Below are 25,352 nucleotides of genomic sequence, written 5' to 3' on the forward strand. Positions count from 1 at the left end.
TACATATGGCAACACTCAAACTCAAATCAATTACCTGCTTAGACACGGCAGAAACCGGCGCTGATGAATTATATGTAACATTTAACGGAACAAAGCGATCATTGCCTAACATGACTCCGGGTCAAACAAAAGCAATTAATGATGAATTTACATTCGAGGGATCGGAGACGCTCAGTTTGTATGAGAATGACGGAGATCATTGGTACGATCGGGATGACTTCATCGCCAAACATACAATCACCGAATCGTCAGGTGACATAACGCTTGATTTTAAAGCGACTAGTGGCCATGGTGTGCCTGCGCACTACACAATAAGTGCAAGTGTGAATGCCAGCCAGACACCCACAACTGCATTACTCCGTCTTAAATCAATTAACTGTATAAAAACTGCAGAATCCTTCACTGATGAGTTATATATAACATTTAATGGAACAAAAACATATTTACCTGACATGACTCCGGGTCAAACAAAGATGCTTAACAATGAATATCTATTCGAGGTAACATCGGATCTGAGTTTGTTTGAAAATGACGGAGATCATTGGTACGATCGGGATGACTTCATCGGCAAACAGACGATCACCAAAACGCCGGCTGAAAGAACACTCGAGTACAAAGCGACAAGTGGCAATGGAATGCCTGCGCACTATGTATTGAGTGTAAGTATAACTCCAGTTTCCTAATTCCCTGCTGGCAAAACGCTGGGCGAAGTTTTATAACTTCGTTCTGCTATTTTCCGCGTCTTTGACGCAAAAGGCTTGTAATCCAAAGTCATCTAAAATCAATAGATCCTATTTTTCTATTTTGTTAATTTCTTTACTATAACTAGCATCTGCTTTACTCATTTTCAACCGGGAAAAGAGTTTGCCTATATTAAAGTACATCACCTTATAGCCTTGCATGCATGCCTGATGACTCAAAGCAGAAGCTATGTAGCTTTGTATCCACCGCCTGAAGTAGCCTTGATTTAAAGTTAAGAGCCAAAGTAATTTAGCAGAAAAACTGTTAAATAAATGGCACAAGTAAAAACAGAACAAGAGATGTTTCCCCTGGTGAAAGGCTGGCTTGAGAGTGGCTTGACCCAAAGACAATTCTGCGCAACTCATCAACTGCCGGTACATATTTTAGCCTATTGGGTAGGCAGGTATCGCAAAGCACACCTAGAGGATACCACTCCTTCCACCAAAGCAAGAGCAGAAAAAGTAGTAGCTACGACCAGTAAGGCTGCCAAAAAAGTAATGATCCCTGATAGTACGCAAGGATTCATTCGCCTTACCCCGCCACCTCCCTCACCGGCACCAATAGCTACAGGGAGTATGGAAGTGGTTCTGCCTACAGGTGCAGTCATCCGCTTTTCTACCACTGTTCCGGTCAGTTACCTCACAGAACTACTCTCTGCATGTTCGCAGTAACGGCTTCACAGCGGTTTTTCCTTTACTTACAGCCGGTGGACATGCGAAAATCATTTGATGCGCTGAGTGGTATTGTTACGGGAGCCATGGGTAAAGACGCTTTATCTGGTGATGTGTATATATTCATAGGCAAGAGCCGGGATAAGATTAAACTCCTTGTATGGGAAAAAGGTGGTTTTGTTTTGTACTACAAGCGGCTGGAATCCGGCACCTTTCACTTACCCAAACGGCAAGACGGTAGTTTGTCCTACAGTGAACTATGCCTGCTGATCGAAGGGGTGGAAGTAGAAGTTACCCACCGCCGTAAGCGCTATGTGCGGGTGCAATAAAAAACCACTACGGCTGCTTGACTAAGCCCTAGCTAAGGTGTAGCTTTCTCGTATGGATGAAAGTTCTTCTCTTCCTCACTCTGCTCAACAGATCTCGCACCTACGGGAGGTGAATGCCCGCCTGCAGGCCCAAAATGAGCAGCTATTAGCCGAGAAACTACTCTTGTTAGAGGAGCTCAAAGAGCTCAAACGGGTTGTGTTCGGCCAGAAACGCGAACGTTTTGTGCCGGCTACACCTCCTAATCAACTTTCTCTCCAATTAGAAGGCGACTTAAAAGAACCCCCAGTAGTCGTTGGGCAGACGGTGCAGTATGAGCGGGTGCAAAGACAAGCAGCCAAGGTAGCCATACGGCAGCCATTTCCTGCGCATCTGCCCCGGATGGATTTGCTCATAGAACCAGGTATTGATGTGTCGGGGATGCATAAAATCGGCGAAGAGATTACTTAGGAACTCGACTTAAAACCGGCTTCTCTATTTGTCAGAAGATGGACCGCAGACTAGTGTCAGCACTAGGGTCCACATTCGTCCCCGCTATGTAAGTTGGAAGAAACATTCCATATCGCTCCACACTTTTACTGCCACCTTTGATCCATCATACTTTCTAGACCTCAACCATGATTTTTTCTTTTCAACAACTACACTTTCTTTTCCTTAACAGTATCGTATTCCAGTCCGCTATTGGCTTCTCCATGACCATTCTGTACTCTGCGGCCCAGCCAGGTAAATACCGCTCCATTCATCCAACGAGTTCGATGCCATGAACGCTTGACGATAACACCTGACCGTGGCACCTCTTCCTCGTGCAGGAAATAAGGCCCCCAGGTGTCGGTGGTAGGATCATAGCCTGTACGCAGTAATTCAGTGCGTGGACGAATACGCTTAGGGGCCTGGCCTGGGATCAAACGGGGCATTGCCGCCCTGCGGAGTTGGATCTGACGACTGTTAACCCCTCCTTTGCGCATAGGAATGAAGGGAATCCAGTGTTCGGGTACGGTAGTTCCTAATTGATATTGGATCTCCGCATTATTAGGTGCGGGAGGTGGAGATGCAGGAGGTGGTGTGGTGATACTTACCAGGTAATTATACAGCTTACGTGAGGCATCCCATCCCTCCTCGTGACCTCCCAGCCCATCCGGAATAACTATTTCGATACCCCACACCATATTGGCCATTTCATCACGGAGTAGATTTACATGTTCAACTGGTTCACTTTCCATTGTACGTACCACAGCTGGAGGAACGTACAACCGGGTATCTGCAGATCCTGAGATAAAATCTCTGCGTTTGAGATTAAACATCGACCATCGCTTCCAATCTGTGTTATCACCAGACCCAGCGGCCTGTACTGATGTATATTGCCCAAAAACATCCTGCACTACCAGGTTGTGTATGTTACACAAACTACCCACCTCCACATCATAGGGTAACAACATCCAATCGTTGCTGTAGATCAAAGCAAACTCTGCTAACAGTAACTTAGGAATTTCATTAATATTGGCTTTGATAGACCCAATATCTACTTTGAAATCTTCAAATTGCCACCAACGAGGGAGAGGCATACCAGGAAATGATAGGTCTGATGGCAACACTGAGATCAACTTCCGCTGAACCAGGCTTAGATCTGGTGTGCCACTGGCGAGCGAGCTATGGTATTTTGAGGCATCAATTTCAAAATCAAAGCTGAACCAATCCAGGCGTCCACTGGCATATTCAGTGGTGGTCAGGATGGTAGTAGAGGATGTGCCGGAAGGAGCAGAACTATGGAACTGGTACTCCAATTGAGATGGATTCCATGCAGAGTCTGCCGCAGTTACCGGCTGATTATATACCGTCTCAAACCAGGTCATAAAAGCCGTAGCCGCATCATTGACTCGATTGAGTGCTGTAGCATTCGTGGTGGAGGAAACTAAAGAAGATGCTACAGTACCCTCCTTGAGGATTCTGTAAACAGCGCCCCCATCTAACATTCTGCCTATTCCGATGGCAGCGTATGTTTTTAATAAGGCAGGATTGCTATATATTTCCGGGAATTGCTCAGCAGGCGTGGGTAAGGTAAACTGCAGGGAACCGGTATTACGAAAATCTGACTTGATACCATCTATCGTAGACTGCGGTATGGCTCCGGGAATTTCCGACAGTTTAGCCTGTATCAACCGCCCAAAATGACGTCCCATTTCCTGTCGCATGGTCAAATCAATTTGCACTGGTTCGCGCTCTACAACTGTCTCCATCGGGATGGTATTCTGATAAGCTTTGGCTGTATCACCTCTCAATGAATACCGGTTTACCTGGGTGGTTTCCATGTCAACTCGCATTTCCATGGCAGAACCCGTATCTTCCCCTTTAAATTCCCCAAATTGCCACTGGCGGCTCAGAAACCACAGGGAATCCCGCACTTCGGCACGCAGAGCGCGGGAGAAATCCTGTGTTCTGGGTCTGGCTTCCAGACGGTTCCACGAAAGAAGAGCAGGCCGGTGCAACTCCATACCTACCTGGAGGAGCAATTGATCTATAAACCGGTCTGTCACAAAAGCTGAAGATACACGGTAGGTAAAATACGCTTTATCATTCTCTTGCCCTTCAAGCATCCGGTTTACCAATTGTGTATCTTCATTCTCAATAAGTGCAAAAAAGGTAGTAAATTGCACCTTATTGACCATATTCTCACGAAACTCAACTGTATCTCCCTCGAAGACACCATTCTTGTATTCTTTCAGCCCAATAAATTGTGAAAAGCGTTGGAACCTGCTTTTTACAGGTCCTTCTTTAAGGGTATAATAAGCCAGGAGGTTCCAGGTCAGCGATCGCTTAGCATCGTAATCCATAGCATAGGCATCCGAATTCCCAGTAAGTGAGGCGGGAGGAGAGAAGTCAGTATAGCGGGCAGTAAGGTCTTCCTGATCAATCCTGAAATCATCATCTTTTCCGATACGGTGATCACGAAGGTACTGGAAAGTTGAGTTCCCCAATCCCAGCAAATAGGTAGCAAATGCCTGGTTGGATTCAAGGCGCACCTTGTCATTCCCAGTATCTACTCCAGAGGGATGAAGTCTGGCATCTAACCCGGCCAATACCACCTGCATATTCACCCAGGATGCTCCAATTTTCACTACTGCTTTTTGTCGTATGAGGGATACCGCTGCTATCAAATCCCGCTTGATACCCCATTCTACAGGAATATTAACTTCTTTGGCCCCGGGAATGACTTTATTCCAATCCAGTTTGCTTTTCTTTTGCTGCCAGGTAGGTATTTCATCATCAAAGTAAAGCTTCCGCACTGCAGTAAGTACATTGTCGGCTGCCATCCCTTTCTGTAAACCAGAAAGCTCCAGGGTACTTAGGGCAAGAATATATTGATCGAACTCCTGCCCCAGACCAGTAGGTACAGGAGCCCGGAGATGCACAAAAGTATAGACCAGGTCATGCAATTTATCTTCTCCAAAATAAGGGATATTCTCTAACTGGGACAGATCGGTAAACCTCCCGCCGAGTTTTTTTCGCTGATCCAGGATACGTTGCGCTACCTTTAGCCCAATATCGTATCCTTTGCCACCCACTCGGCCTGTTCTACGTGTAGGATCATCAATGATAGGGCCTACACTTGGCTCGGCTACTGCAATGTCTTCTGCGGTACGTGCCCTGTTCAGAAAATCCAACATGGCCAGCTGGTACACGGGAAGAGCGCCTGCGGATTCTAATTTTTTAAGGATTTGTAGTGCGTCTAACATAATATATTCCGATTGAGGTTCACCCGCTTATTCCGGGTTTTGAAATTCAATGTTGAATTTCTTAAAGTCCTTAAGTTTTATCAGGTCGAATATGCCCGGTTTTGGTTTTTCAATGATATTACGCCCGAAGTCCAGATTGGGGGTATCCTCTGATCCACTTACTGGCGCATAGATGGCAGGCAGCACCTGGGCGTAAAAGGTTTTATTCAACTGATCGGGATCAACAGCACGTTTTTTCGCCCATTCCAGGGTTTCGGAAAGTGTATCCATCAGGTCGTCCCAAGACCAGCTACCATTCAAATCAGGGGAGACCGCCAGAAGACAAGTCTGCGGAGGTTCCGAATTTGGGTTATTGTAGTGCACTGCTACTCCTGTGTGTGCAGTTTTCTCAGGAATCTCTTCTACCCAACTGTCTAACATGATCCCCGCCTGTAATCCTATAACCGAATATCCTTCATGGGTTTGGAAAACAAAAGCAATATTGTCGTCTGGTATATCATAATCTGGTGGAAACTTCATCCCCAGCCAGCGCATAGCCACATCACCATTGCTGTCAAGCGGTTCCATGGGCAGTTGTGCCAGAGACAGCGATAGATGACTGTCCGTTCCTTTCAGTGCCTGGGAAAGGAGACCTGCCTGGTGAAAGGCACGTATGTGGCTACGCACAGGAGAAAGTCCCTGCAACCATTCCTCCTTGGCATGAGGACCGGCAAAAGCCAGGTAATCATCGTAACCAAAGGCTGCATCCAAGGAACCTTCATTATACAGGCGATATTCCGGATATACCCGAAATGGCCGGCCAAACAAATTTTGTGCTGCCTGGCTTAATAAGGGTACTTTCTGGTCCTCTGAGACAGCAGTGGATACTTCTCCCAATAACCGCACTGCCTCCCCATGCCGAGGCTGTAGTTCGGCCAATACTCTATCGCTTAGTGCCAGTAGTTCCTCTGCTGTTGCCTCCGTAGTTTCTAAGGCCTTTTTTGGCATCGCATTCTGTGCACCGAAATTTGCGGCATTGATTAAAGCATTACGTATGGGTGTCAGTAGCTCTCCTCCCGGCTCATAAATACCAGTAGTAGAGATAATGTTTCTTATATTTGTCATCTCTGAGCTGAGGTCTGCAATTGTACCTTCCAGTCCACTTTTACCATTGCTCATCGTAAGACCAGCCACATCATTGAGGCGAGCCAACATCAGACTGGTATCCACTCCTTTGGCAGGATTGGCAGCAATCAATTCCTCTGCACCGGTAGGCAGAAGAAAGTCCTTGGGATCAAGGGCACGGCTACTTCCCAGAACCTCTTTCAACCGATCGATCAGAGATTGTAATTCAAATAGAGAAACCTGGACAGGACTGAACCCTGAACGGTCCGTAAAGGCAATCTCAATAGTAACATTGTCGGCTGCCAATACCTCCTTCCGTATGTGATATCCAATCCGGTCTACCAATTCTATAGCTTCTCCTTGCTCTGAGGGCTGGGACAGGATATAGTATAAATCGATGGGCTCAATGCTAATATCTCCCAACGTCAAACGATCCTCATACACGGATCCGGGAGTACCGTCAAAGGCGAGAAATCGGTATCTGTAATTGACTAATAGATTTTCCTTGTCAGGCAGCATGGCAGCAAGCCAGCGATTCAGATGGGGCTCAGCTACTGAACGTGGTGTTCCCTGTGGCGTCCATAGTTTATGTCCATTAGCGCTGAGATCAAATTGAATGCCCATCCGCTGGGATATAACATGGTAGTTCCGGGGGGTATTGATCACCTCTGGATCTACCACTACACTTTGCCCGCTCATGGCGTTAAGGGCTCCGTTGGCCCTGGTGAAGTTACCCTGCACTATCTGGTACATCGCCTCTGACATCATCAGATCATTGATAGCGTCCAGGGTATTGTGAAGCTGGGTAACCTCACTAATGATCGCTGATTTAGCCTCTCCTGTGTTGGGAAGGCCGGTCACACCGTAGGGGTAATCTGTAACTGGACTACGGCTATTCTCCACCAGAGCCAGCCCATTTACTACGTTATAGGCCTCAGCCGTATCAATACTGGTCACCCCATTACTTCCGGTCACCCTACCAGCTACCAAAGGAAATTTTAATCTGATTTCCAGAATGAATGCATCCAGTCCTATATCCCGGTCGTGCAGGCCTCGTTCGAATTGATAACCCAGCAGAGCACCCAATTCCTGCCCGTTTTTTAAACCTTCAAGAAAAAACAGGGCCCGGCGTACGCGATCTGAGCTTAAGTTAACAGCCATCGTATCGCCTGCAGAACCGGTGTTTATCTTGTGTGTTTCATAACCGGCTCTCAGTATGGCAGCTGTCGTAGCATGGTTGATCGATGGTGCATGAATATATCCCATATTACCAGGATCGGCCCTGGGGCTATGAATGAATTTATCTTTCACCGGATCGTAAGTAATATTGCCTACTGTATCAGTGCCCAGATAAATATATTGAGGCCCCAAGTTATCCAGGATGGGCACCTCCATGATCAGTGGGTTATCTACTATTACTGTAGATATACCCTCTTTGATGCTGAGCCTTTTACCTCCGGTTACCATGAGATTTTCGACAGTGGCATCATTTGAATTACCTGGATTATCCATCGACGCAGTTGAGGCAGAGCCGCCAGTCGTTTCGTCAGTCACACGAATTTTTCCCTTCAGGCTTTCCCTGAACAACCAGGGTTTAACAGGCGTTATTTTGCCTGGAATGTCCACCCCTTCTACTATAATATCTTTGAACCCCGGTACCAGAATTTCATCGGGTTGAATACTGACTTCTCTGTAATGTATACCCTTGAAGCTTCCGGGCCGCAAGTCTTCCAGCCAGGAAAAAGCTCCCAAATAGATTCCGGTGGTCCTTTGTTCCCCACCCCTCCGCTGTTGATGAAGACGTTCCAGCACCAGGCTGTAAAACCAGGCGTCAAGGCGGTAAGATGCCAAGTCTACATGTTCGGCAAAGCACCTTTCCAGTCGGGCTGTGGGAAGATCTTTCAGGCATTGCATACCCGATATCAATTCTTTTATTTCCAGTAGATCCGGGTCAACAGTCGGCTTCAAAATTTCCTTATAAATGTGTTCCGAGAGGGTGACGTCTTTCAGGAATTCATATCTTTCGGTGAGGATTTTGGTCTTACTGACGGTTGTTTTAAGGGTAGCCATCACATTTTCCACTTCCCGGGCAATATCTTCCTCAAATTTGGACGTAGCTTCCGCTTTCAACCAGGACTTGAAAACTGCTTTTTCTGTATTGAGCAATTTCAGGTTCATTCCTTCCAGCACTCCTGTGGCAGCCCGGCGCTCGAATTCCTCCTGCACCTTCTGATTCAGTTCTTTTTCCAGTTGCATCCCATGTCTGAAATGGACTTGTGCCCTGACAAGGTTTCTCATCTCAGGTGAGGCCTGTCCCTGCACACTCACATTCATAAGTTCAGTATCAAGGAAAGCGGTGTTATCCAGTACACCATGATTTACCAAAATCGTCACTCCTGTACGAACATATTCCAGTAAGGCGGCATGCCGCAGCATCAGATACAACAAAGCTGTAGGCGGAGGGGCACCAGTTGCTCCGATATTGGAAAAGTTTTCAGCTTTGATCTCTTCCCAGTTACTCTGAATCAGCCAGTCAATATAGTTTTCTTCATTGCTACCCAAAGCCTGGATCGTGCGTAATTCTGAAAGGGGCAGGGTATCGATCACCGGACCGTTAAGATACTTATGCTCATTAACATAGTAAACATCAAAGAGGCGGGGTGGAAAAATGAAGTCAAAATTCTGATCTCCAAAGAGTTGAAGGAAATTCAGCGATGTAGCATAGGGAGCTGCAGTTGGTTTAACAAATACGCCCTTGATGATAGCACTGTAATTGTAGAGGTTCCAGAGGAAGTAAGGACCGGCAATAAAGCGCTGATAAAATTCAACGCTGGAAGCATGGAGCCCCATAATACTGAGAAACTTATCATCAGCGTTGGCTCCTGTGGTGGCGGAACCCGCATGTTTGGTTTGTTGGACGAGTGAATCCCAGGTTGATTCCATATTTTTCAGTACCTTCTCAAACATATTCCCCAGGAATACATCATTGGGAGTGTTGTCTTTATACTTCCATTTAGTAAAGGCTGTGACAGGTAAGATACCGTACGGCTGATCATCAACCCTGATGGCAGGTATCCTACCGCGTCCCAATATATACTGGTTGAAGTGATTCCGTGTGCGGGAAATATCAATGGTGGAAAAAATGGGATGCATCATTTGTGATAGATAATACCCTAAGGTAGTTGGCCACAATGCCCGGTTCATGCATATGGCTTCCCTGATATCAGCGCGGTCGGCATGGCGGATATGCTGGACCACATCGTAGGAAATGCCCAACGCATCAGCCAAGCGCTGACCATCGGTTTGATCCAGGTCATTGGAAGTTTCAGTGAAGAGGGGATCCTCTAATTCGAGATCAAAAAGATCCTCTTCGTCACTGTTGTAAGCTGTATATCCTGATTTGGCATCCTCAGTGTTATTGGTAGGAGTACCCTGTGGCACAATAGAAAACCCTCCATGTGTATAATGATGATTATTGATCAGTTCTTCCAGCAATGCTTGTCCTTCTTCTTGATTTGCAGATATTTTTACGCCAAGAATTAAAATTTTGTCAAACCCTATGAACCTCTCCGAGCCCAGCAGGGGTACACGGATACCCATTCCGATTTTTTCAGCCTCTTCAAAATCATGCATCCAACGCAGCTTTTCTGCCAAAGTGAGGCCGCTGTCCTTACTTTCTATCTCATTTTCAGCAGCCTGAGGATCAATACTGAGCTGTAAGGAATCAGGTATGGGTTCTCCCACCACCTCACGGAAATGACCGCCTGTATAGAGGCGGACTACAAACCGCTCAGGCAATACTTTTGAATGCGGTGCCTGACTCCATGCGCTTTCTTTTACCGGAAGGGTAGGAAATATCGGATCAACCGGAAGGTCCAGATCCGGATCTATCGTAGAAGCTGGTTTATCTTGTGAATTGGTGGGTTCCATTTGCTTGGCAATCCAGGCTGCCCGTTCCGGTCCACGACCCGATACTAACCCCCGCCACGCCCCAATTCGTAATGCCTCGTCCTCTCCAGCATACCAGATGTGAACCCAAAAAGTTTTAGCAGCCTCAATCTCACTGGGTGTAAGGGCTTCTTCGTGGGTATGCACGGCGATATCATCCGGAAAGATACGGACCCATAATTCATGTGCATCATCAATCACTGGAAGTGCTTTTCGGCTTTCAAATAAGTCTTTCACCTGAAAGGAAAGCGGCTGGGAAACTGCCCGCCCTCCCACTACAGTAAATGCTGAGGCTTCGGTTCTTCTCCTGGTTTTATCCCGGCTCACCCGGACAATATGTTTGATGGTCATAAACCGGGCCTCTATCCGTACAGGCATCAAAAATACAGGATAAGCATCATCCAGTTGAGTAATCTGATCGCGTGGATCGGTAGAAAGGAGGAGTTCATCTATCAGGCGGGAAATATCAGCTTCGGTGTTAGCTACCTCTGACCTGATGGTGGTTACCTTATCGGCAAGCTTTTTCTGATTGGCATTCAACAGGTTCACCGTCCTGCGATTTGCTCCAGAGCCTTTCGATAATTCCTGCTTTAGGGATCGTTCTATAGTGGCCAGTTCGGCGATAGTTTTTTGAAGGTTCCGCTGTTTTTTCTGCAATAGCTTTCTGCTAGAGGAAGCCTTTTTTTGAAGCGAAATGAACTTTGTTTTATTGATAGCCATAGGTCTTTTTCATTTTATTCGCGAACCAGCTTTCGGATACATCCTTTTAGGGAATCATCTCATCACCATGAACTGCCAGAAGTACCGGGTTTTGATAAAGAATTTGTGCGAAATTGGTAGAATTGAAACCCCAATTGACAGGCTTTCCGTTGATTTCATTTCCACCGGTACCCGATGTAGTTACTGCATTATCAGAAGCATTGAGATAAAGCCCACTAAAGGGCGCATTATTTTGATTTAGGCCATTCCAGGTAATAGGTGCAGTAGAAGAACCACCCACATCGATACCAAAGCGGATTTCACCCGGGCGCTCCTGTATGATGAAGAACCATCCTGGATCATCGGCCTCCCGGTCTCCCTTGGCTTGCTCTGCAGTGAGATTGAATCCAAAAAAGTTAATATCAGGCTCTATCCTGGCACTGAACATTGGATACTCAATCGCTGTATCTAATTCTCTGGGATCTTTTAAATGGTTACTTCCTGCCTTGAACTTGGCTTGTTGAGCGTAAATGATGGTATCTGGAAATTTTTTTAACAAATCACCCCGGATGACCAACACCAATAATCCTGTGTCAGGTACTCCCGGGCGCGCATTATGGGTACCCAACTGGGTGTTAGAAGCCCAGGTATGGATTTCCTCGATATCCAGACTCTGTGCTGCAAGTTCTTTTTCGCTGAGACCGGAATTATTCACCATGTCACTAGAGTCCCAGAACTGGCGAAAATAGCTGCCCCGCTGGTCGGTTGGATATTCTCTCCAGAGCAGCTCACGGCCCATCTCATGATTAGCCCCCACCATGAATGCTTCTACAAACCGTTGGTTAGATTCTAACAAAGTAACGGTATTGTTCGGAATAAGATGGAGGTTGGGAACGAGGAAATCAATCCCTAATACACGCACCGTTTCATACATAGGCTCCTGAAATACCGGATAGGCCATGATTGGCACGATTTTATCGGCAGGGGGAACCATATAGCCCAATCCATCAAAGATAAGCTTCTGGTAGATGAGTTTATGGATCGTAAATAAGGGGTTGACTTCCTCAACCACCTGGGTGGTAAGAATGCTGAGGTTGAGCGCGTTTTTGTCTGCTACATCTATCCAGTTGTCGGTAGCAAAATAGTCATGATAATTCTCGATGGCAGCCTTGAACCTCACTTCAGCCTCCATGTCAGGCGTAATTCTATCTGCATCAGGGTTGGTAGGCGAAAAATTAGATGTTCTGATCAGATAATCGGCAATAGTGCTGACATCGCTGTGGACATCAGAGCGTGGCAAGAGGCCCTGCATCTGACTAAAAGTTTTAGGGTCTACCGCAACTTTAGATTTATTGGCTAAGGATATTCGGAGTGCGTTTTGAGCAAAAATTGTCTTATTGGGGTCCAAACGCCTCATCACTGGTCCATAGGGACGTTCGATCCGGCGATATGTGAAACTTTGGGTGGCATCCGGAAGCGCACTGTCCTTCACCTGTTTGAAGGCAGTAGTTGTACCGAGTTTCACTTTGCGAAAGAGTCTGGATGCTATAGCATTGGCTTGTTCTGCCTGCTGGCTTTTCAAATGTTTGGCATAGGCAGCAAACGACACCTGCTGAGAAAACTGTCCCCAGCGAATTTTCCGATTGGCTTCGAGTACTTCTCCCAACTGCTCCCAGGCTTTATCCATCAGTTTCTCCTGGTTGTTCTTGACATGTTTTACGCCTAATCCAGCTACAGTACGGCTGCGCGGATCCAGGTTCAGATCATACAGCCAGGTATTGTTATTACTTAAAGCTGCTGTAGTAGTATCCAGCGTATTTTTGAGGGCATGCCAGCGGCCATACAATTCAGGAGTGATGATGGGATCGTCTTTTATATCCTCTGCCGGACCCTCGTATCCAAAGGGATTAGTGCCGTAAAACTGGTTGGAGGGAAAGGTAGCAGCCATCAGGTCCTCACTCAGGTTGAGGAGTTGGGCCAACTTTCTCCGGTAATTTATAGAAGGTGTTGCATTGGACCAGGGATAAGGTTCCCGGTTAGAAGTGCCTCCGGGAGGTAAGAGAGCACCTTCCAGCATCAATACTCCGTCATTATGAGGCGGCCCCGGATCGAAATTGATATTAAAGCCCGGTTCCTGTACATCCATAGTGCGCGTTCCCACCCGTGGATCTACCTCCCGCGGTACCAGCTTCCGCACCAAAGACTCGAAGTCTCCCACATCCCCGGTCATAAAATGCCACTCGTAATAATAGGGGAAATGATCTACATAGGCCGAATGATCCTCATCGGTATTATGATCAACACCAAAGGAAGCTTCCTGCGCATTATGAGTAGCAATGATGGATGCATCCACTCCCAATCCAGCCAACCGGCCGGTCTCATAGGCAGGCATCAAAAAGCAATAGTAGCTGGTATTGGGTTCCAGCTTTCGGGGACAGATCATACGCGAGACAGCCTGATCAGGATTGGCAGCCAACAGTTGCCTGAACCTGTTCAGTGCCTTATCTAGGTCTGATTGATTGGTAGGATCCAAATTATTAGTAGGGTCAAGATCTCCATTCAGGTGCACGTGGGTCCAGGCCCAGATCTGAGCTGCATTGGGAAAAACGCCGCTGGCTGCTCCGGTAGTGTCCGGTGGGTCATCCTCATGGCCCAGCACCAGAATAGAGGGCAGAGGACCAAATTGAGCGGTGTCCCGCTTGAACTCATCAGCTTTCAGGGCTAACAATAACAACCAGGGTCGGAGTTTGTTGCCAGTAGCACTTGCCGGAGTGTATCGCCAGGGGAAATCCTCTTCATAAAATTCTATGTAAGGGAAGAAATTGGGTTCAAAATTAGTAACCCAGTGGCGTGGTTCGGTTTTTATAATCACCCGGGGATCAATTCCGGTAATATCGCCTGGCCCCACCAGTGAAATAATTTGATTCACATGGTCATTGGCGGTTTGATCACCTTTCTTGGCTTCGATGTTTACCTTTACCTCGATCTGTGGCCGCTCAACGGTCCAGCCTCCTGTAGGAACAGTGGTGAAATTGTTAAAATTTTCCGCTTCTTCAATCTTGACGGAAAGCCCCCGGTGCATCCAGGGAAGAAAGGCATATCTGGCTAATACATCGCTCATGTTTATACAAGTTCAAAAGCTGAAACAATATCAAGCTGACCTTCCAATTCCGGACGGTCCATCAGCAAGGCTTCCATCATCAATTGCGCTTCCTGCAAACTTGCTGCTGTGGTATTATCGAAGATGGAAAGATTATTACTATTGACAACCGCAAAATTTTCTTCGGCAACCTTAACCTTGGAAGGTGCCAGTGAGGAGATCTTTTTGGCTTTGGAGCCCAGTGCCGACCTGGCTGCCGAACCGTTGCGGATAAAGGCGTTAAATTGCATGACATCATAACTGACAAGTTCAGGCTTAGGATCCGGCCCATCCAAAATGATTTGTTCAAATTGAACTTCACGTTCCTGGAAGAAATCCGAAGTCAGTTTCGAAGCCCCTGTTCCTGTCAGGCCGCTATTATATTTCTCAAAAGAAGGTCTGCTGAGTCTGTCTGATTCAGAAAGCTTGAAGAAACTATCAGGGGCAAACTCCTCTTTCACAGGGGTATCGGCTATATCTTTATCCTGAGCATCGACCATATCCAGGTGAAACAGCGTGAAATCGGCAGGTTTCTGTGTGCCAAACTTTTCAATATTGATATCAAGGGGAACAACCTTCTGACTCACGGTAAGGCTCCGGCTGGGATGTGCGATGATAGCTTCATCTGTGTTAGTGATACTGCGCAAGGATACCAGATTATCTAAATTCTGTTCACTGGCTTCCACAGGTGTGAGCCAGTTGGCTTTATTCAATAGAGCCTCTTTGAGTTGAGGCAGCACCTGAATATCAGGCAGGGAAGTATCCTTGGTATCCCCCCAAGTTCTTTCGATACTCACGCTGATCTTAATGAAGAACAGGATCTTGAATTTGATCCGGCCTGTGATATGCCATGGCGTGGGGCCTTCAAGCGACCCGGAAAGATGAATGCTCATTATTTCCTTGCTTCCTACGTAAACACCCAATCCGGCTGCAATAGAAATCTTGAAATAAAAAGGGTTAAACTGAAAGAGGGCATCGAAATAAAGGTAACCGATGACTTTGAATTTACTTACGGAAAAATAGAAGTCAACGCCTGCTCCAAACTGTACGGTGTTGGAAGTAACGGCGAAGTAGGAGGATATCGTCAGCCGAGGATTGCCGCTCATCAGGCTGATAGACAGGCGTTTCAGGCTGGGCAAATTCAGAGGGGGTGGCGTATAATCTGGATGAAACCCACCCACCGTAAAGAGAAAGTTGGGATTGTCGCCCCACGTAATCCGGAGCGCCATGTCACCTTCCAGTGTAAAAATAAGCAGTTTGGAATCAAACAGGCTGGCATCGAACGTGATATACTTGGCCTCAAAATCGATGGTACCTACGAAATTGACTTGTAATTTCAGGATGGCTGCCTCCTCAGTGGGCAACACTATTTTTATAACCCCTAAAATGGCCAGACGCACAGGATTAGGCACTTCCAGCATCAACCCGAGCTCAATGCTTATTAGGGTAGGTGTACCCCACCCAAGCAATCCCATCGGACCGAAGGTATACCGCTGTTGTAACTGAGGAAAAACTTTCTCCAGATCGGTGATAATCTGGTTGGCATTGGCAATAGGATTGGAAGGAAACAGGATATTATCTAGCGTATTGTCCCGTACCCCGGTCTGGAGAGCGAGCAAAACCATGGTGCGGTTAACCCCTACAATGCCACCTACACCATTTAAAGTGAAACCGAAGCCCAGTTGGATAGGCGTAAACTCCGCAGTAATCAGGAGTAATAGAGAAAATCCTGGACTGCCATCGGGATTTTTGGTAGTCAGCAACCCGATCGCAGTAACGTTGACTACCTCTTTGATGGAAAGGTAAACGATCCCTGTATACCGTCCTTTCTCAAAATCGAAACTCAAAAAGCCTCCGCCTTTTACCACTCCGGCGTCTATGGCAAGTCCTATTCCGGTAGGAGGTTTGAAATCCACATTCAGGTCGGCAATTCCCATATTACCACTGTTGTTAGGTGGAAAGGTCAAAATCGCTTTGATTCCCATATTTTCCACCACAGCAGCAAATGGACCTAATTGGAGCCCAATGTTGGCTCCTATGCCTAAAGGAATGCCCTCTGAACCAGCCTGAATCGATAGGATAACTGATTCGATCAACAGCGGACCGAGTTGCAAATGCGTAGGTAACTGGATCTCCAGTCCGCCACTGCCGTCAAAATAAAAGCCCCGTTCGCTGTCGTAACCGATGAGCAGGTTGAGATCGATGGATATACCGTCTTCAGGAAGGATTTTAGAGAGAAACCCATCAGGATTCCGGGGTTTGATGATGATCTTGCCCTCCTGCAATTCCCCTTCCACATGAAATCGCCCTTGCGCTTCACCATCTCCAATGTTCCAGGTGAGTCCTACGCCTGCTTCAGCACGAAATTGTTTGAACTCAAAACGGCTGGCATCCGCCTCACCAATTAGAATATAAGGGGTTGCGGCCCCTCCTGGTCCTGGAACCGTGAAGGTGATGATGAAATCACCGTTAAATGGGCCGGCAGAGGGCGGCACCAGAGAAACATCACCGCTGGGCCGCAGTGTAATCCCAGCCTGTACTGGAATAGAAGCACCTAAATTGGCTGTCAGGTTCCAGTTATTATTGCCAATAGAAAGCGCCGCATCGGCACCGAAGGTCTCATGGATGAGTATGTTCAAACCCGGCAAAGGGCTGAGGCTGGTATTGGGAGTGATTTTCAGGAACAGAACGTCCAGTTCGGGAATGGAAGCATCATATATGGAGGGAAAACCTACGCCTAAAGCTAGTTTATGCAGCTTTTCCAACATAGTATGTCCGGTAAAGGAAGGTTTGCTCCAATCGTACAAGTTGGCCAGCAGGTTGTTAGGATTGTTGAAAAATTCCACGACATTGTTCAGATGCAGCTTGTATCTGACATATTCAGGGAACACCGGATTGGAAGAACCTATATTCTGCACAGATCGCTCAATAAGGCCAAAAAACTCAAACCCGGCCACCATGGCTTCGGATTTTCTTTCAAAATATTGGATGATCAGGTAGTCCAGTAAATTCCGGGCAAAATTGCCAATGAAAGCATCCAGTGCTACCTGCTCTCCGGCACTAAGCCCTCCCATGGGAAAGTCATCAAGTGCGTCTTTGACCGCCGTGAATTTTTGAATAGTGTCTGCAATCTTTTTAGCAAGGCCGATCGACTTTTCAGTCGCTGTATCCCAATCTTCAGCTTCAATGGCATCAATCAAGGCCTTGACCAGGTCAGGCATGGCAGCAATATTGTTGACCAACCCCTCCATGGCGGAGGCAAAAGCTGGATCTGATTTCAGAGACGCGGGGAATTGTATGCCCAACTCTGCCAAGAGCACCAACACTTCATCGTCGTCTACCCGCTGCTTGATAGGCTGAAGCATGTTTACCATTTCAATGCCAATGGCATCCAGGGTGCCGGGGTTATTATCTGGCATAAGCGCTGTTTTTATTCAGGGTACCACAATTCGGACAAAAAGCATGTTGCTCAAGAAGGTTATTCAGGGAATCGAGCCCGGTATACGCTTCGGCAAAGTTGAAAGCAGCAAGTGCATAATCTTCCACCGTCCTGGCGAGCTGGCGGCTGCCGTTCCTTTCCAGCACATCGCTCATTTTAATGAGCAGGTTATGGAAAGAGTAGCCATTGATGTCCCGGGGAATTTGATGTTCAGGTTCTCTCGCATTTTTTATTAGGTGCCCGACAAAGGAAGGCCCTTGGTAACGGTTCCAGGCAACTTTCACTTCACGGTTGTCATTGATTAGGTCGAGAACCTCATGGCGATTGTCACGGATTACCTGGATCAACTCTTTACCTTTTTCTGTTCGCTGGAGTTGTTGTTCCATCCTGGCCAGAAAGGTCACAGGATGAGCATGAGGAAGGGCATCTGCTTCCACAGCGGAAAGTGGTATAGTGCCTGCCGTACCGGAAGACATCACGGCGATGCCCAATCTGTCAATAACCTGTGTAATACGGTTAGCGATGGATAAGTCCCCACTTCCGGAAAAGTGTAATCCTACCACCTGGTTAAGATTATTAACAATGGCAGAGCCTGAATCTCCAGGAGCAGAAAAACGAGGATACGGTGCATTGGGTTTAACCCGGATCTGGTTGACATAAGTAATATGAATCGGATTGTCTTCCGTTCCGTAATTCACTGTTGGTGAATGGTTTATAATGTCGATAGTGCCTTCCGTAAAATGGGTAGTACGTCCCCTTTTCCGCACAATATCTCCGGGTATGGGAGCAGCACTGCCAAACACCGGCCCAATGTTGATGATCTTATTGGTGAATCTGGTTTCTTCATCATCTCCGGCATTCTGGCCATGCAGAATAGCAATTGCCGCATCTACAATATTTGGGGTTCCGACAGGAGGGGTTACTACTCCTACTTGTCCGGCTGTAATCTTACCAATATCCCCACAGGCACAACAGCAGCATACTGAGGGTGCATCGGGATGACCAACCAGGTTACCAACGGCTCCATTCATGCCAATAATGACATGATGATTGGTGAGCAAGTGTACTTTGGTATCGCCAGTCAGGGTCACAAAGCAACCCAGAGTTCCGAGCCCGCCGCCCGTTCCCTGCCCGCCAATCTGAATCCCGCCCCATAAGGGAGAATAAGCAGAGGTGTCTACCTGAATAGTATATATCCGGTATACCTGTACATCTGTAGGAACACCTCTTATTTCTTTAGGAATCGTTTCTTCCGGTTTCAGAGCATTTGGATCCTTCTTTTCCTCTACATGGATGATGAAAGCAAATTGTTGCCTGAGTTTCCCTTCGGTTTCTTTCAGCCCCACATCCACACTTTTTACTCCCTTATACTTGGCCATAATTTCCTTGCGGACATCATCCAGCATGGCCACCAGCCGGTCGTGGATCTCAATGCGTTCCTGTCTTGACCATCCCATGGTGATTCTGTTTATTTTGTACCCGGTGTAAACTCTGCATTTATTTTTTTTATCTCATCAAAAACCTGATGTAAACTGTTACAGCGCTGGGCCCAATTCAGCACCAGCACTGAATAATTGCCGATAGTCCGGGCCAGTGCAGGGCTTCCATTTTCCTGGAGAACCGCTGCCATCCTCCGGAGTAGGGTGGTAAGTTGGATACCCTTTATTTCCCGGGGTACCTCAAAATCTTTTTCCATTCCGCTCCGCACAGCATGATTGATAAACTCTGGGCCCAGATTTCTATGCCAGATAACCATCACCTGCCGGTTGTGGTTGATCAGCATCATCACTTCTTCCACATGTTCTTCGAATATATCCCTGATCTGCCGACCCAGCGGGGTAGCCACTAATTGTTCTTCGAGCACTTCCAGGCGATACATTTTCATGTCTTTAGTTTAACTCATTTACCTTTTCAATCAAGATCTTTATTTCTTCCTGCTGTCCATGGGTTACAGAGTTTTCCAGGTTGTTCAGGTATGACAGCACTTTATCTTTTCCTCTAAGAATCTGGTACATAATACTTGCAATAACCACCCGGGTAGAAGGGGCCTGATAGGTACGCACGGCATTAACCAGTGGCTGCAAAGCAGGCTCACCGATGCGAATAAGAGCTTCTGGCGGATCGGCCATCCGGTAAGGTATATCTTTTATACTCCCCATATAAGATACCTCCAATCGTCTGATGAGCAAGTCGATGGCCTCTGTTGCCACCATTTCTCCCAAAATGAACACGGATGTAGCAGCTGCTTTTTTATCAGGATTGTCCTCTTCCAGGAAACTGATCATTTTTTTGATATACTGTTCCCGCTTTTTTGCTGAAGGCTCTTTCAACACACAGTCTAACATCCTCAAACGGTATGGTTCATCCAGACCCAGGTCTCGGATGAGGGTAGATGGCTTACATCTGCATGGCTGAATGGAAATCGCATCACCTACAATTCGGGTATTAGCCCATGCCGGTCCCGCCTTCATGACAAACAGATATAGCAGTATTAATCCTGTTAATTTTTGAGTCTGTTTCATCCTTTCCATTGTTTAAGCCCTTCAAAGGCATCATCGAACAATTTGGCATCTTCGGGCTTTCGCTGAGCAAGTATCCTTTCCAATGTTTGCTTGACTTCGCTTTTACTCTGGGTAAGATTAAAAAGCATGATGGTTGCCAGGGTTATTCGTTCAGTATCTACAGCAGATTCCAGAATCTCTTCCACGGCGGGTCTCGCTTTGGCTCCTATTTCAAGTAGAGCTGTTTCGGGCTCATACTTTAACGATGGGTTTTTGTCGGATGGTGGAATTAAATTAGTGCCCACCATTGTCTTAAGATCTGGTATCGCTTTTTCTGCTTTTAATTTTCCTAACATATAAGCTGCTGTTGCCTGTGCTACCAGGCCTGCCGTTTCTAATCGCAAAACAGCGATTAAGCTTTGGATCAGTTCCTGATCTTCTTTGCTTTCCGGTGTATCAAGGATATGTTGTACGTACTCTCTACGGAGAGGGCTTTCATGCTTTATCTTATCGAGGTCTATTTTCATGACTAAGAAATTGTAATTTTTACAATATCAGGCAAACTTTCGTGATCACCCGCCGAACGGGGAAGTCCTTGTGTATTGTCTCGTATTACCACGCTGAATTCTAATGCACCGGCTGCTGCCGGAGCGGTAAAGGTTACTTTCTTTTTTGCTCCTCCATCGCTCAGAACAACCGGATCTCCCGAAGTTTTCGTCCATTGGAAAGAAAGAATCTGATCATTATTTGCATCGCTTTCTGTGGCTTCCAAAGTAACAACCGCTCCCTGTGCTACGGCCTGATCTGCCCCTGCATTTACGGCCGGCCTGCTATTTGGAATAGTTTCTGTAGTTGTACCAGCGCCTATATTGCTTGGAGTGTCCGCCCTTGCATCTGGTAATTTGGCTGTTATATTGCAGAACCAGGGGATATATTCTGTAATACGTATCCAAGTTGTGCCGTTATGGAATTCGATATACTCTCTGAAGTCATCTCTGTAATATCCTTGCTTATGCCCGGTACGATTAAAACCTGGCTCATCAATTCTAAAGAACATGTTTGGTTTTGCATCGCTGGGATATTGGGCATCACCTGCATCTGCATCACCATCATTGGCAAATGCCTGAGATGTATGTGTTCGATGGGGGGAGGCTGTGTTTTGAAACCCATCGGTAAACGCATTCTCTCTTCGCATCACACAATCAGCTTTGCTACCAACACCTCCTGCCGAACCTCTTCCCATTTGAAAGTTTATTCCTCTTGTGCTCCACTTGATCCCTGTAGGAAGAATAGACCACTTCACTTCAATCTTGCCTGCATAACGGGTCGCCCCAAAATCTCCTGGATTCACAAATCCTGCTTTATTAGTTTGGGTTCCTGTACCAACAGAAAACCTTAATGAATCATCAGCATGTAGGTTAGCTGAGGTATTCACAACTTCATTTTTGATCTTAAATATTGTTCGCTGGATGCGTTTCGTCACTCCACCCTGGGTAGCCTCAACAAAGGCGGCCTGAGCTGCAGTGACTCCCGGGGAATGGGTATCGAACCGAACCTTTATGTTTGCCCTTCCGTTAGCAGTCATGGCATTGGTTTCTATAATTAGCCCTGCTATCCTTCCTTTACTTACATTCCAATCGCAATTACCAGCAAAACCAAAGTCAGAGGCCTTGAATTCCTCGACCGGATTAAGGACAGTATTCGCTTGTCCACCCGGCCAAGCATTCCAGTTGACAACAATTACTGCCGCACTTGATGTGGAAGAAGCAGAGCTGCCAGGTACATCATGAATTCCATTGGATGAGCTGGAACTTCCTGAAGAATTAGCCGAGATCGAACTGCTGGACGAAGAAGAGCTCAATGAACGGCTACTTGAGGAAGATGAACTCCTGGACGAAGAACTCAGCGAAGAAGGACAAGACGAAGAACAGGAGGATGAAGGGATGGCCAGGCCTCCAGCACCGGAGCCGGCGATGGTAATGCCTAAGGCACTCATGACAGGGCCGATGTGGCTAGCCACGCCATGGGTGCGGGTAAGCTGCACCTTACTAGGTGTCTCTCTATCTGGGGTCGCCGGGTTATCAAGAACTCCCAAATAGTCCTGATCGCTTCGGATGGCAGCCCAAAGCAGACCTACTACTTGCATGGCATCGTTGACCAGCACTGCCCCAGAATCACCGAAATCGGCAAATGACCTACCCGGAGTATCGCTTCGAATCAGGAGCTGGCTGCCATCGTAAAGCACATCTACCACCGTGCCTTCGGTAAGTTGGGTGGCTGCCCCCCGCTTTCGCACCCGTTCGCAGCAAACAGCCTGCGCCACACCAGTGATATCACCGATCCCTTCGATGCGATTGGTGAGACCATCGTTGGTGATGGCGGTGCGGAAATCGGCCTCCAGGGTTACAAGGGCACAATCTACAGTGGCATCTTTCCGGGCTGAGTGGACCTCTCCGAATTCATTAAATGTACAACAGCAGCAACATTTGATATACCGGGGTTGTCCGATTTCTATGCCGACGGCATTGGGGTCTCCAGGGTCGTGCACTCCATCATCAACTACATGATGGCAGGTGAGGCCTTTCAATTCTCCGGAAGCGGTGTGGGTAACAATCAATCCCAGGGTGCCGGTACCCCGGATGGTTTCGCCCTCATTCTGGTACCGTTGGTTGCGGATCATGACCCCTCCGCGCAACGGCCGGTATGTGGTGAAATCAGCAACCTTGTAGGTTTCCCCTTTTTCCAAGACATCGGTTTTTATACCCATTACCTTCTGGGGTATGGTGTCGGCAGGTGCTAGTTCTCCCAGCGATCTTTTCTTCTTTACATATACCCGGAAGCATAGCTCATGTGTGAGGTCACCCTTCACTTCTTTCACCCCAACGCCAACGTGATCTACACCAGGATATTTTATAAGCTGGGGTTCAACCATGCCATGCAGTCGAACTAAGCGCTCCTGTTCAAGTAGCATTACCTTTTTTGTTCCAGTCATAAGGCAAGCCGTAATGTTGGAGAATAATTTCTTTAAAGATATCTGGTTTATTAATGAACAATATTCTGCTTTTATTCGGACAAAATATTTAGAGTAAGCTTTGGCTTATCCTGTATTTTAATGAAGAGTTTATGTAGAAATAATTCTTCCGGAGTATAACTGAAAGAATAATTTGAGAGCTTTAAAAGTCAGATAATTATGCTAGGGCTTGCCCAAACGAGTTAAGCATTATTTACTTGAAATCCAAGGGAATTCCTAATTATTATTTACATGCTAAGTATTCCCCCTTGATAAAATAACTCAACTCGCCGGATCACTTCTTCAGCTGATATCATATCCATGCAATGCGGCAGGAATCCCACAGGGTCTACACATAGATTTTCCGGTTGGTCTTTCTCGTCACCATCCCTCAATGGCAATACCCTGGATTTCCAGCATCCTCCGTATGCACAACAGGGCAAAGCCCCTATCGTATGGATGAACTGATGGTTAGGATAGGCCTCCCACTGTGTGCTCTCGCGGCCTCCAGCAATGACTACACAAGGTTTTAAAGGAGGTAGGCCCGGTTTTGAAGGTACCGCCGCTGCTAAGTGCATGATCAAACTAATAGGAGTTATTACCCCGGCTGCATGGTAAACCAGCCGGACCAACTGGCGAAGATCGGTCTTTCCACGCAAATCAATGACATGATCTAACAAAGGATGATAGTGGTCTAACTGCCCTACCTGTACAAATTGTATTTTATCACGAAAATGCTCTACTACTGCCTGGTAGCGGTCATGAGCCCACCATTTAGCGGTATAATCAAACTTGCCTCCGGCAACAATGATCCAGAATGGGTTATCTTCTCCTGTAATCTCGGCTACCTGCGGTAGCCAAGATTGCTCTAGGGCTGAAAGATGGATATCTCCTTTAAAGGCAGTGGGTTGAATTTGTAACCCTAATTCGTGATTAAGAAAATTGATGAATCCGTGTATAAAGTGATAAGGCAACTCGTTGCTTTGGTGAATGAGTGGATAGGAACAGGGTAGGATGGTGACTTCGGGATCCTCTATCTCCAAAGGTGTTAGCCAGGGGTTATTTTCCCATATTTCAGAGCAGGAAGTACGGACATCCGAAATGAATTTTCCCGGATAATTGAGGTGCAAGTCCCGTATAGCGGCTGTTAGCATGACGATGTCACCTGGGGATTGAAAATTGGTAAAGATGTATTTTTTTGCTGCGATGGGTTACCTGTTTTATTTTTACTATCAAGTAGAGTAATGATAAAAGCTAGTAATCATCGGCTAAAAAAACAAATTTTTGATTAATTTTATTCTTTGTACTATTACCTGCTTTTTTAATCGGGAAAAATTCTTCGTTGTTATACCAAGCTCACTTACACAATAGATCGTTTTGCTTATCTCAATTCAAGTCAGTAAATTCGTTTCTTATGCTGGGGCAATTACAATGGGGCTAATTACAGCAATGTTTAACAGTAAAAATTTTCTTTTTTATAGTTGTATTGCCATATTTTATTTCTCATATACTGTGTGTAGCGCTCAACGTGATACTGTGAATGACAATAAGGGGTTTCAGTATGTGGAATATGACTTGAATGGTATACCCATCCGTATGGGAGAAGTATATGAAAACGGCATAAAGAACGGACAATGGCGTAACTTCGATACCCAGGGTAGACTTTCGGCTATTCTGCATTATCAGCATGATACACTCCAGGGAATGGCAACCTATTTCCATTTTGATAATCCGGATATACCACTGAAAGAAGAAGGATTACTAGTCAATAGTAAACGGAATGGAATTTGGGTGGCTTTCGAGCAGTCTGGAAAGAATCGCTGGCGCCGGACTATGTATTCGGTATACAATGCCGAAGAAGAGGTTATCGCCAAAATCCTATTCCACCCCAATGATAAAATTGCAGTAGAAATATATATGGATGCTGATGGCAATCCCCATTACTATAAGCAATTTGATAAGAAAGGAAACCTTATTTTTAAAGGTGAGGAATTGCCCTTAGTAGCAGAATAGTTTTTGCATGATACCTTTACTCATTTTAA

16 protein-coding genes are annotated in these 25,352 nt (G+C 46.5%); 5 read left to right on the forward strand and 11 right to left on the reverse strand.

Going from position 1 to position 25,352, the window contains the following annotated elements:
* The first annotated feature begins 5 nt into the window (after nt 1-5).
* The gene (locus Q0590_RS00080) at nt 6-683 is read left to right on the forward strand and encodes a hypothetical protein (protein WP_302035427.1); all 678 of its coding nucleotides are present in this window, start codon (nt 6-8) and stop codon (nt 681-683) included.
* A gap of 108 nt (nt 684-791) precedes the next feature.
* On the opposite strand, the gene Q0590_RS00085 is transcribed toward Q0590_RS00080, so the two are convergent.
* Nucleotides 792-1,121, reverse strand: coding sequence for an ATP-binding protein (locus Q0590_RS00085; RefSeq protein WP_366970270.1), 330 nt, complete (start codon nt 1,119-1,121; stop codon nt 792-794).
* On the opposite strand from Q0590_RS00085, the gene tnpA reads away from it, so the two are divergent.
* From tnpA to Q0590_RS00100, 3 genes are read left to right on the forward strand one after another with little or no spacing between them, the layout of a single operon-like run.
* Nucleotides 1,014-1,412: an IS66 family insertion sequence element accessory protein TnpA gene (gene tnpA, locus Q0590_RS00090; protein WP_302036293.1), complete on the forward strand. Its 399-nt coding sequence runs from the start codon at nt 1,014-1,016 to the stop codon at nt 1,410-1,412. The genes Q0590_RS00085 and tnpA overlap by 108 nt on opposite strands.
* Entirely contained in the window at nt 1,400-1,741 is a 342-nt protein-coding gene (gene tnpB, locus Q0590_RS00095; RefSeq protein WP_302035429.1) for an IS66 family insertion sequence element accessory protein TnpB, read from the forward strand. The genes tnpA and tnpB overlap by 13 nt, the downstream gene beginning before the upstream one ends.
* A 52-nt stretch (nt 1,742-1,793) precedes the next feature.
* On the forward strand, nt 1,794-2,189 hold the full coding sequence (locus Q0590_RS00100) for a transposase (protein ID WP_302035430.1): 396 nt from the start codon (nt 1,794-1,796) through the stop codon (nt 2,187-2,189).
* Between the two features lie 188 nt (nt 2,190-2,377).
* Here the strand turns inward: Q0590_RS00100 and Q0590_RS00105 are convergent, their stop codons facing one another.
* The 10 genes from Q0590_RS00105 to Q0590_RS00150 all read right to left on the reverse strand — a co-directional run bounded on the left by Q0590_RS00105 (nt 2,378) and on the right by Q0590_RS00150 (nt 24,464).
* Complete coding sequence (locus tag Q0590_RS00105; protein WP_302035431.1) at nt 2,378-5,470, reverse strand: ComEA family DNA-binding protein; 3,093 nt, start codon at nt 5,468-5,470, stop codon at nt 2,378-2,380.
* Between the two features lie 27 nt (nt 5,471-5,497).
* The gene (locus tag Q0590_RS00110; RefSeq protein ID WP_302035432.1) at nt 5,498-11,242 is read right to left on the reverse strand and encodes a hypothetical protein; all 5,745 of its coding nucleotides are present in this window, start codon (nt 11,240-11,242) and stop codon (nt 5,498-5,500) included.
* A gap of 46 nt (nt 11,243-11,288) precedes the next feature.
* Nucleotides 11,289-14,342 (reverse strand): hypothetical protein, encoded by a 3,054-nt coding sequence (locus tag Q0590_RS00115; RefSeq protein WP_302035433.1) that lies wholly within the window; start codon nt 14,340-14,342, stop codon nt 11,289-11,291.
* A gap of 2 nt (nt 14,343-14,344) precedes the next feature.
* Nucleotides 14,345-17,434, reverse strand: coding sequence for a DUF6603 domain-containing protein (locus tag Q0590_RS00120; RefSeq protein ID WP_302035434.1), 3,090 nt, complete (start codon nt 17,432-17,434; stop codon nt 14,345-14,347).
* 334 nt (nt 17,435-17,768) lie between these two features.
* A complete protein-coding gene (locus Q0590_RS00125; protein ID WP_302035435.1) occupies nt 17,769-19,256 on the reverse strand; it encodes a chymotrypsin family serine protease in 1,488 nt (495 codons plus the stop codon).
* Between the two features lie 11 nt (nt 19,257-19,267).
* Nucleotides 19,268-19,684: a hypothetical protein gene (locus Q0590_RS00130; RefSeq protein ID WP_302035436.1), complete on the reverse strand. Its 417-nt coding sequence runs from the start codon at nt 19,682-19,684 to the stop codon at nt 19,268-19,270.
* Between the two features lie 4 nt (nt 19,685-19,688).
* Nucleotides 19,689-20,321, reverse strand: a complete 633-nt coding sequence (locus Q0590_RS00135) for a hypothetical protein (protein WP_302035437.1) — start codon at nt 20,319-20,321, stop codon at nt 19,689-19,691.
* Nucleotides 20,318-20,827, reverse strand: a complete 510-nt coding sequence (locus Q0590_RS00140) for a hypothetical protein (RefSeq protein ID WP_302035438.1) — start codon at nt 20,825-20,827, stop codon at nt 20,318-20,320. Before Q0590_RS00140 ends, Q0590_RS00135 begins: the two co-directional genes overlap by 4 nt.
* Before the next feature lie 2 nt (nt 20,828-20,829).
* Nucleotides 20,830-23,292: a PKD domain-containing protein gene (locus Q0590_RS00145; RefSeq protein WP_302035439.1), complete on the reverse strand. Its 2,463-nt coding sequence runs from the start codon at nt 23,290-23,292 to the stop codon at nt 20,830-20,832.
* 266 nt (nt 23,293-23,558) lie between these two features.
* On the reverse strand, nt 23,559-24,464 hold the full coding sequence (locus tag Q0590_RS00150; protein WP_302035440.1) for a glycosyltransferase family 9 protein: 906 nt from the start codon (nt 24,462-24,464) through the stop codon (nt 23,559-23,561).
* 382 nt (nt 24,465-24,846) lie between these two features.
* On the opposite strand from Q0590_RS00150, the gene Q0590_RS00155 reads away from it, so the two are divergent.
* Nucleotides 24,847-25,323, forward strand: a complete 477-nt coding sequence (locus tag Q0590_RS00155) for a toxin-antitoxin system YwqK family antitoxin (RefSeq protein ID WP_302035441.1) — start codon at nt 24,847-24,849, stop codon at nt 25,321-25,323.
* Nucleotides 25,324-25,352: the final 29 nt, after the last annotated feature.

The organism is Rhodocytophaga aerolata, assembly GCF_030503435.1.
GTDB lineage: Bacteria > Bacteroidota > Bacteroidia > Cytophagales > 172606-1 > Rhodocytophaga > Rhodocytophaga aerolata.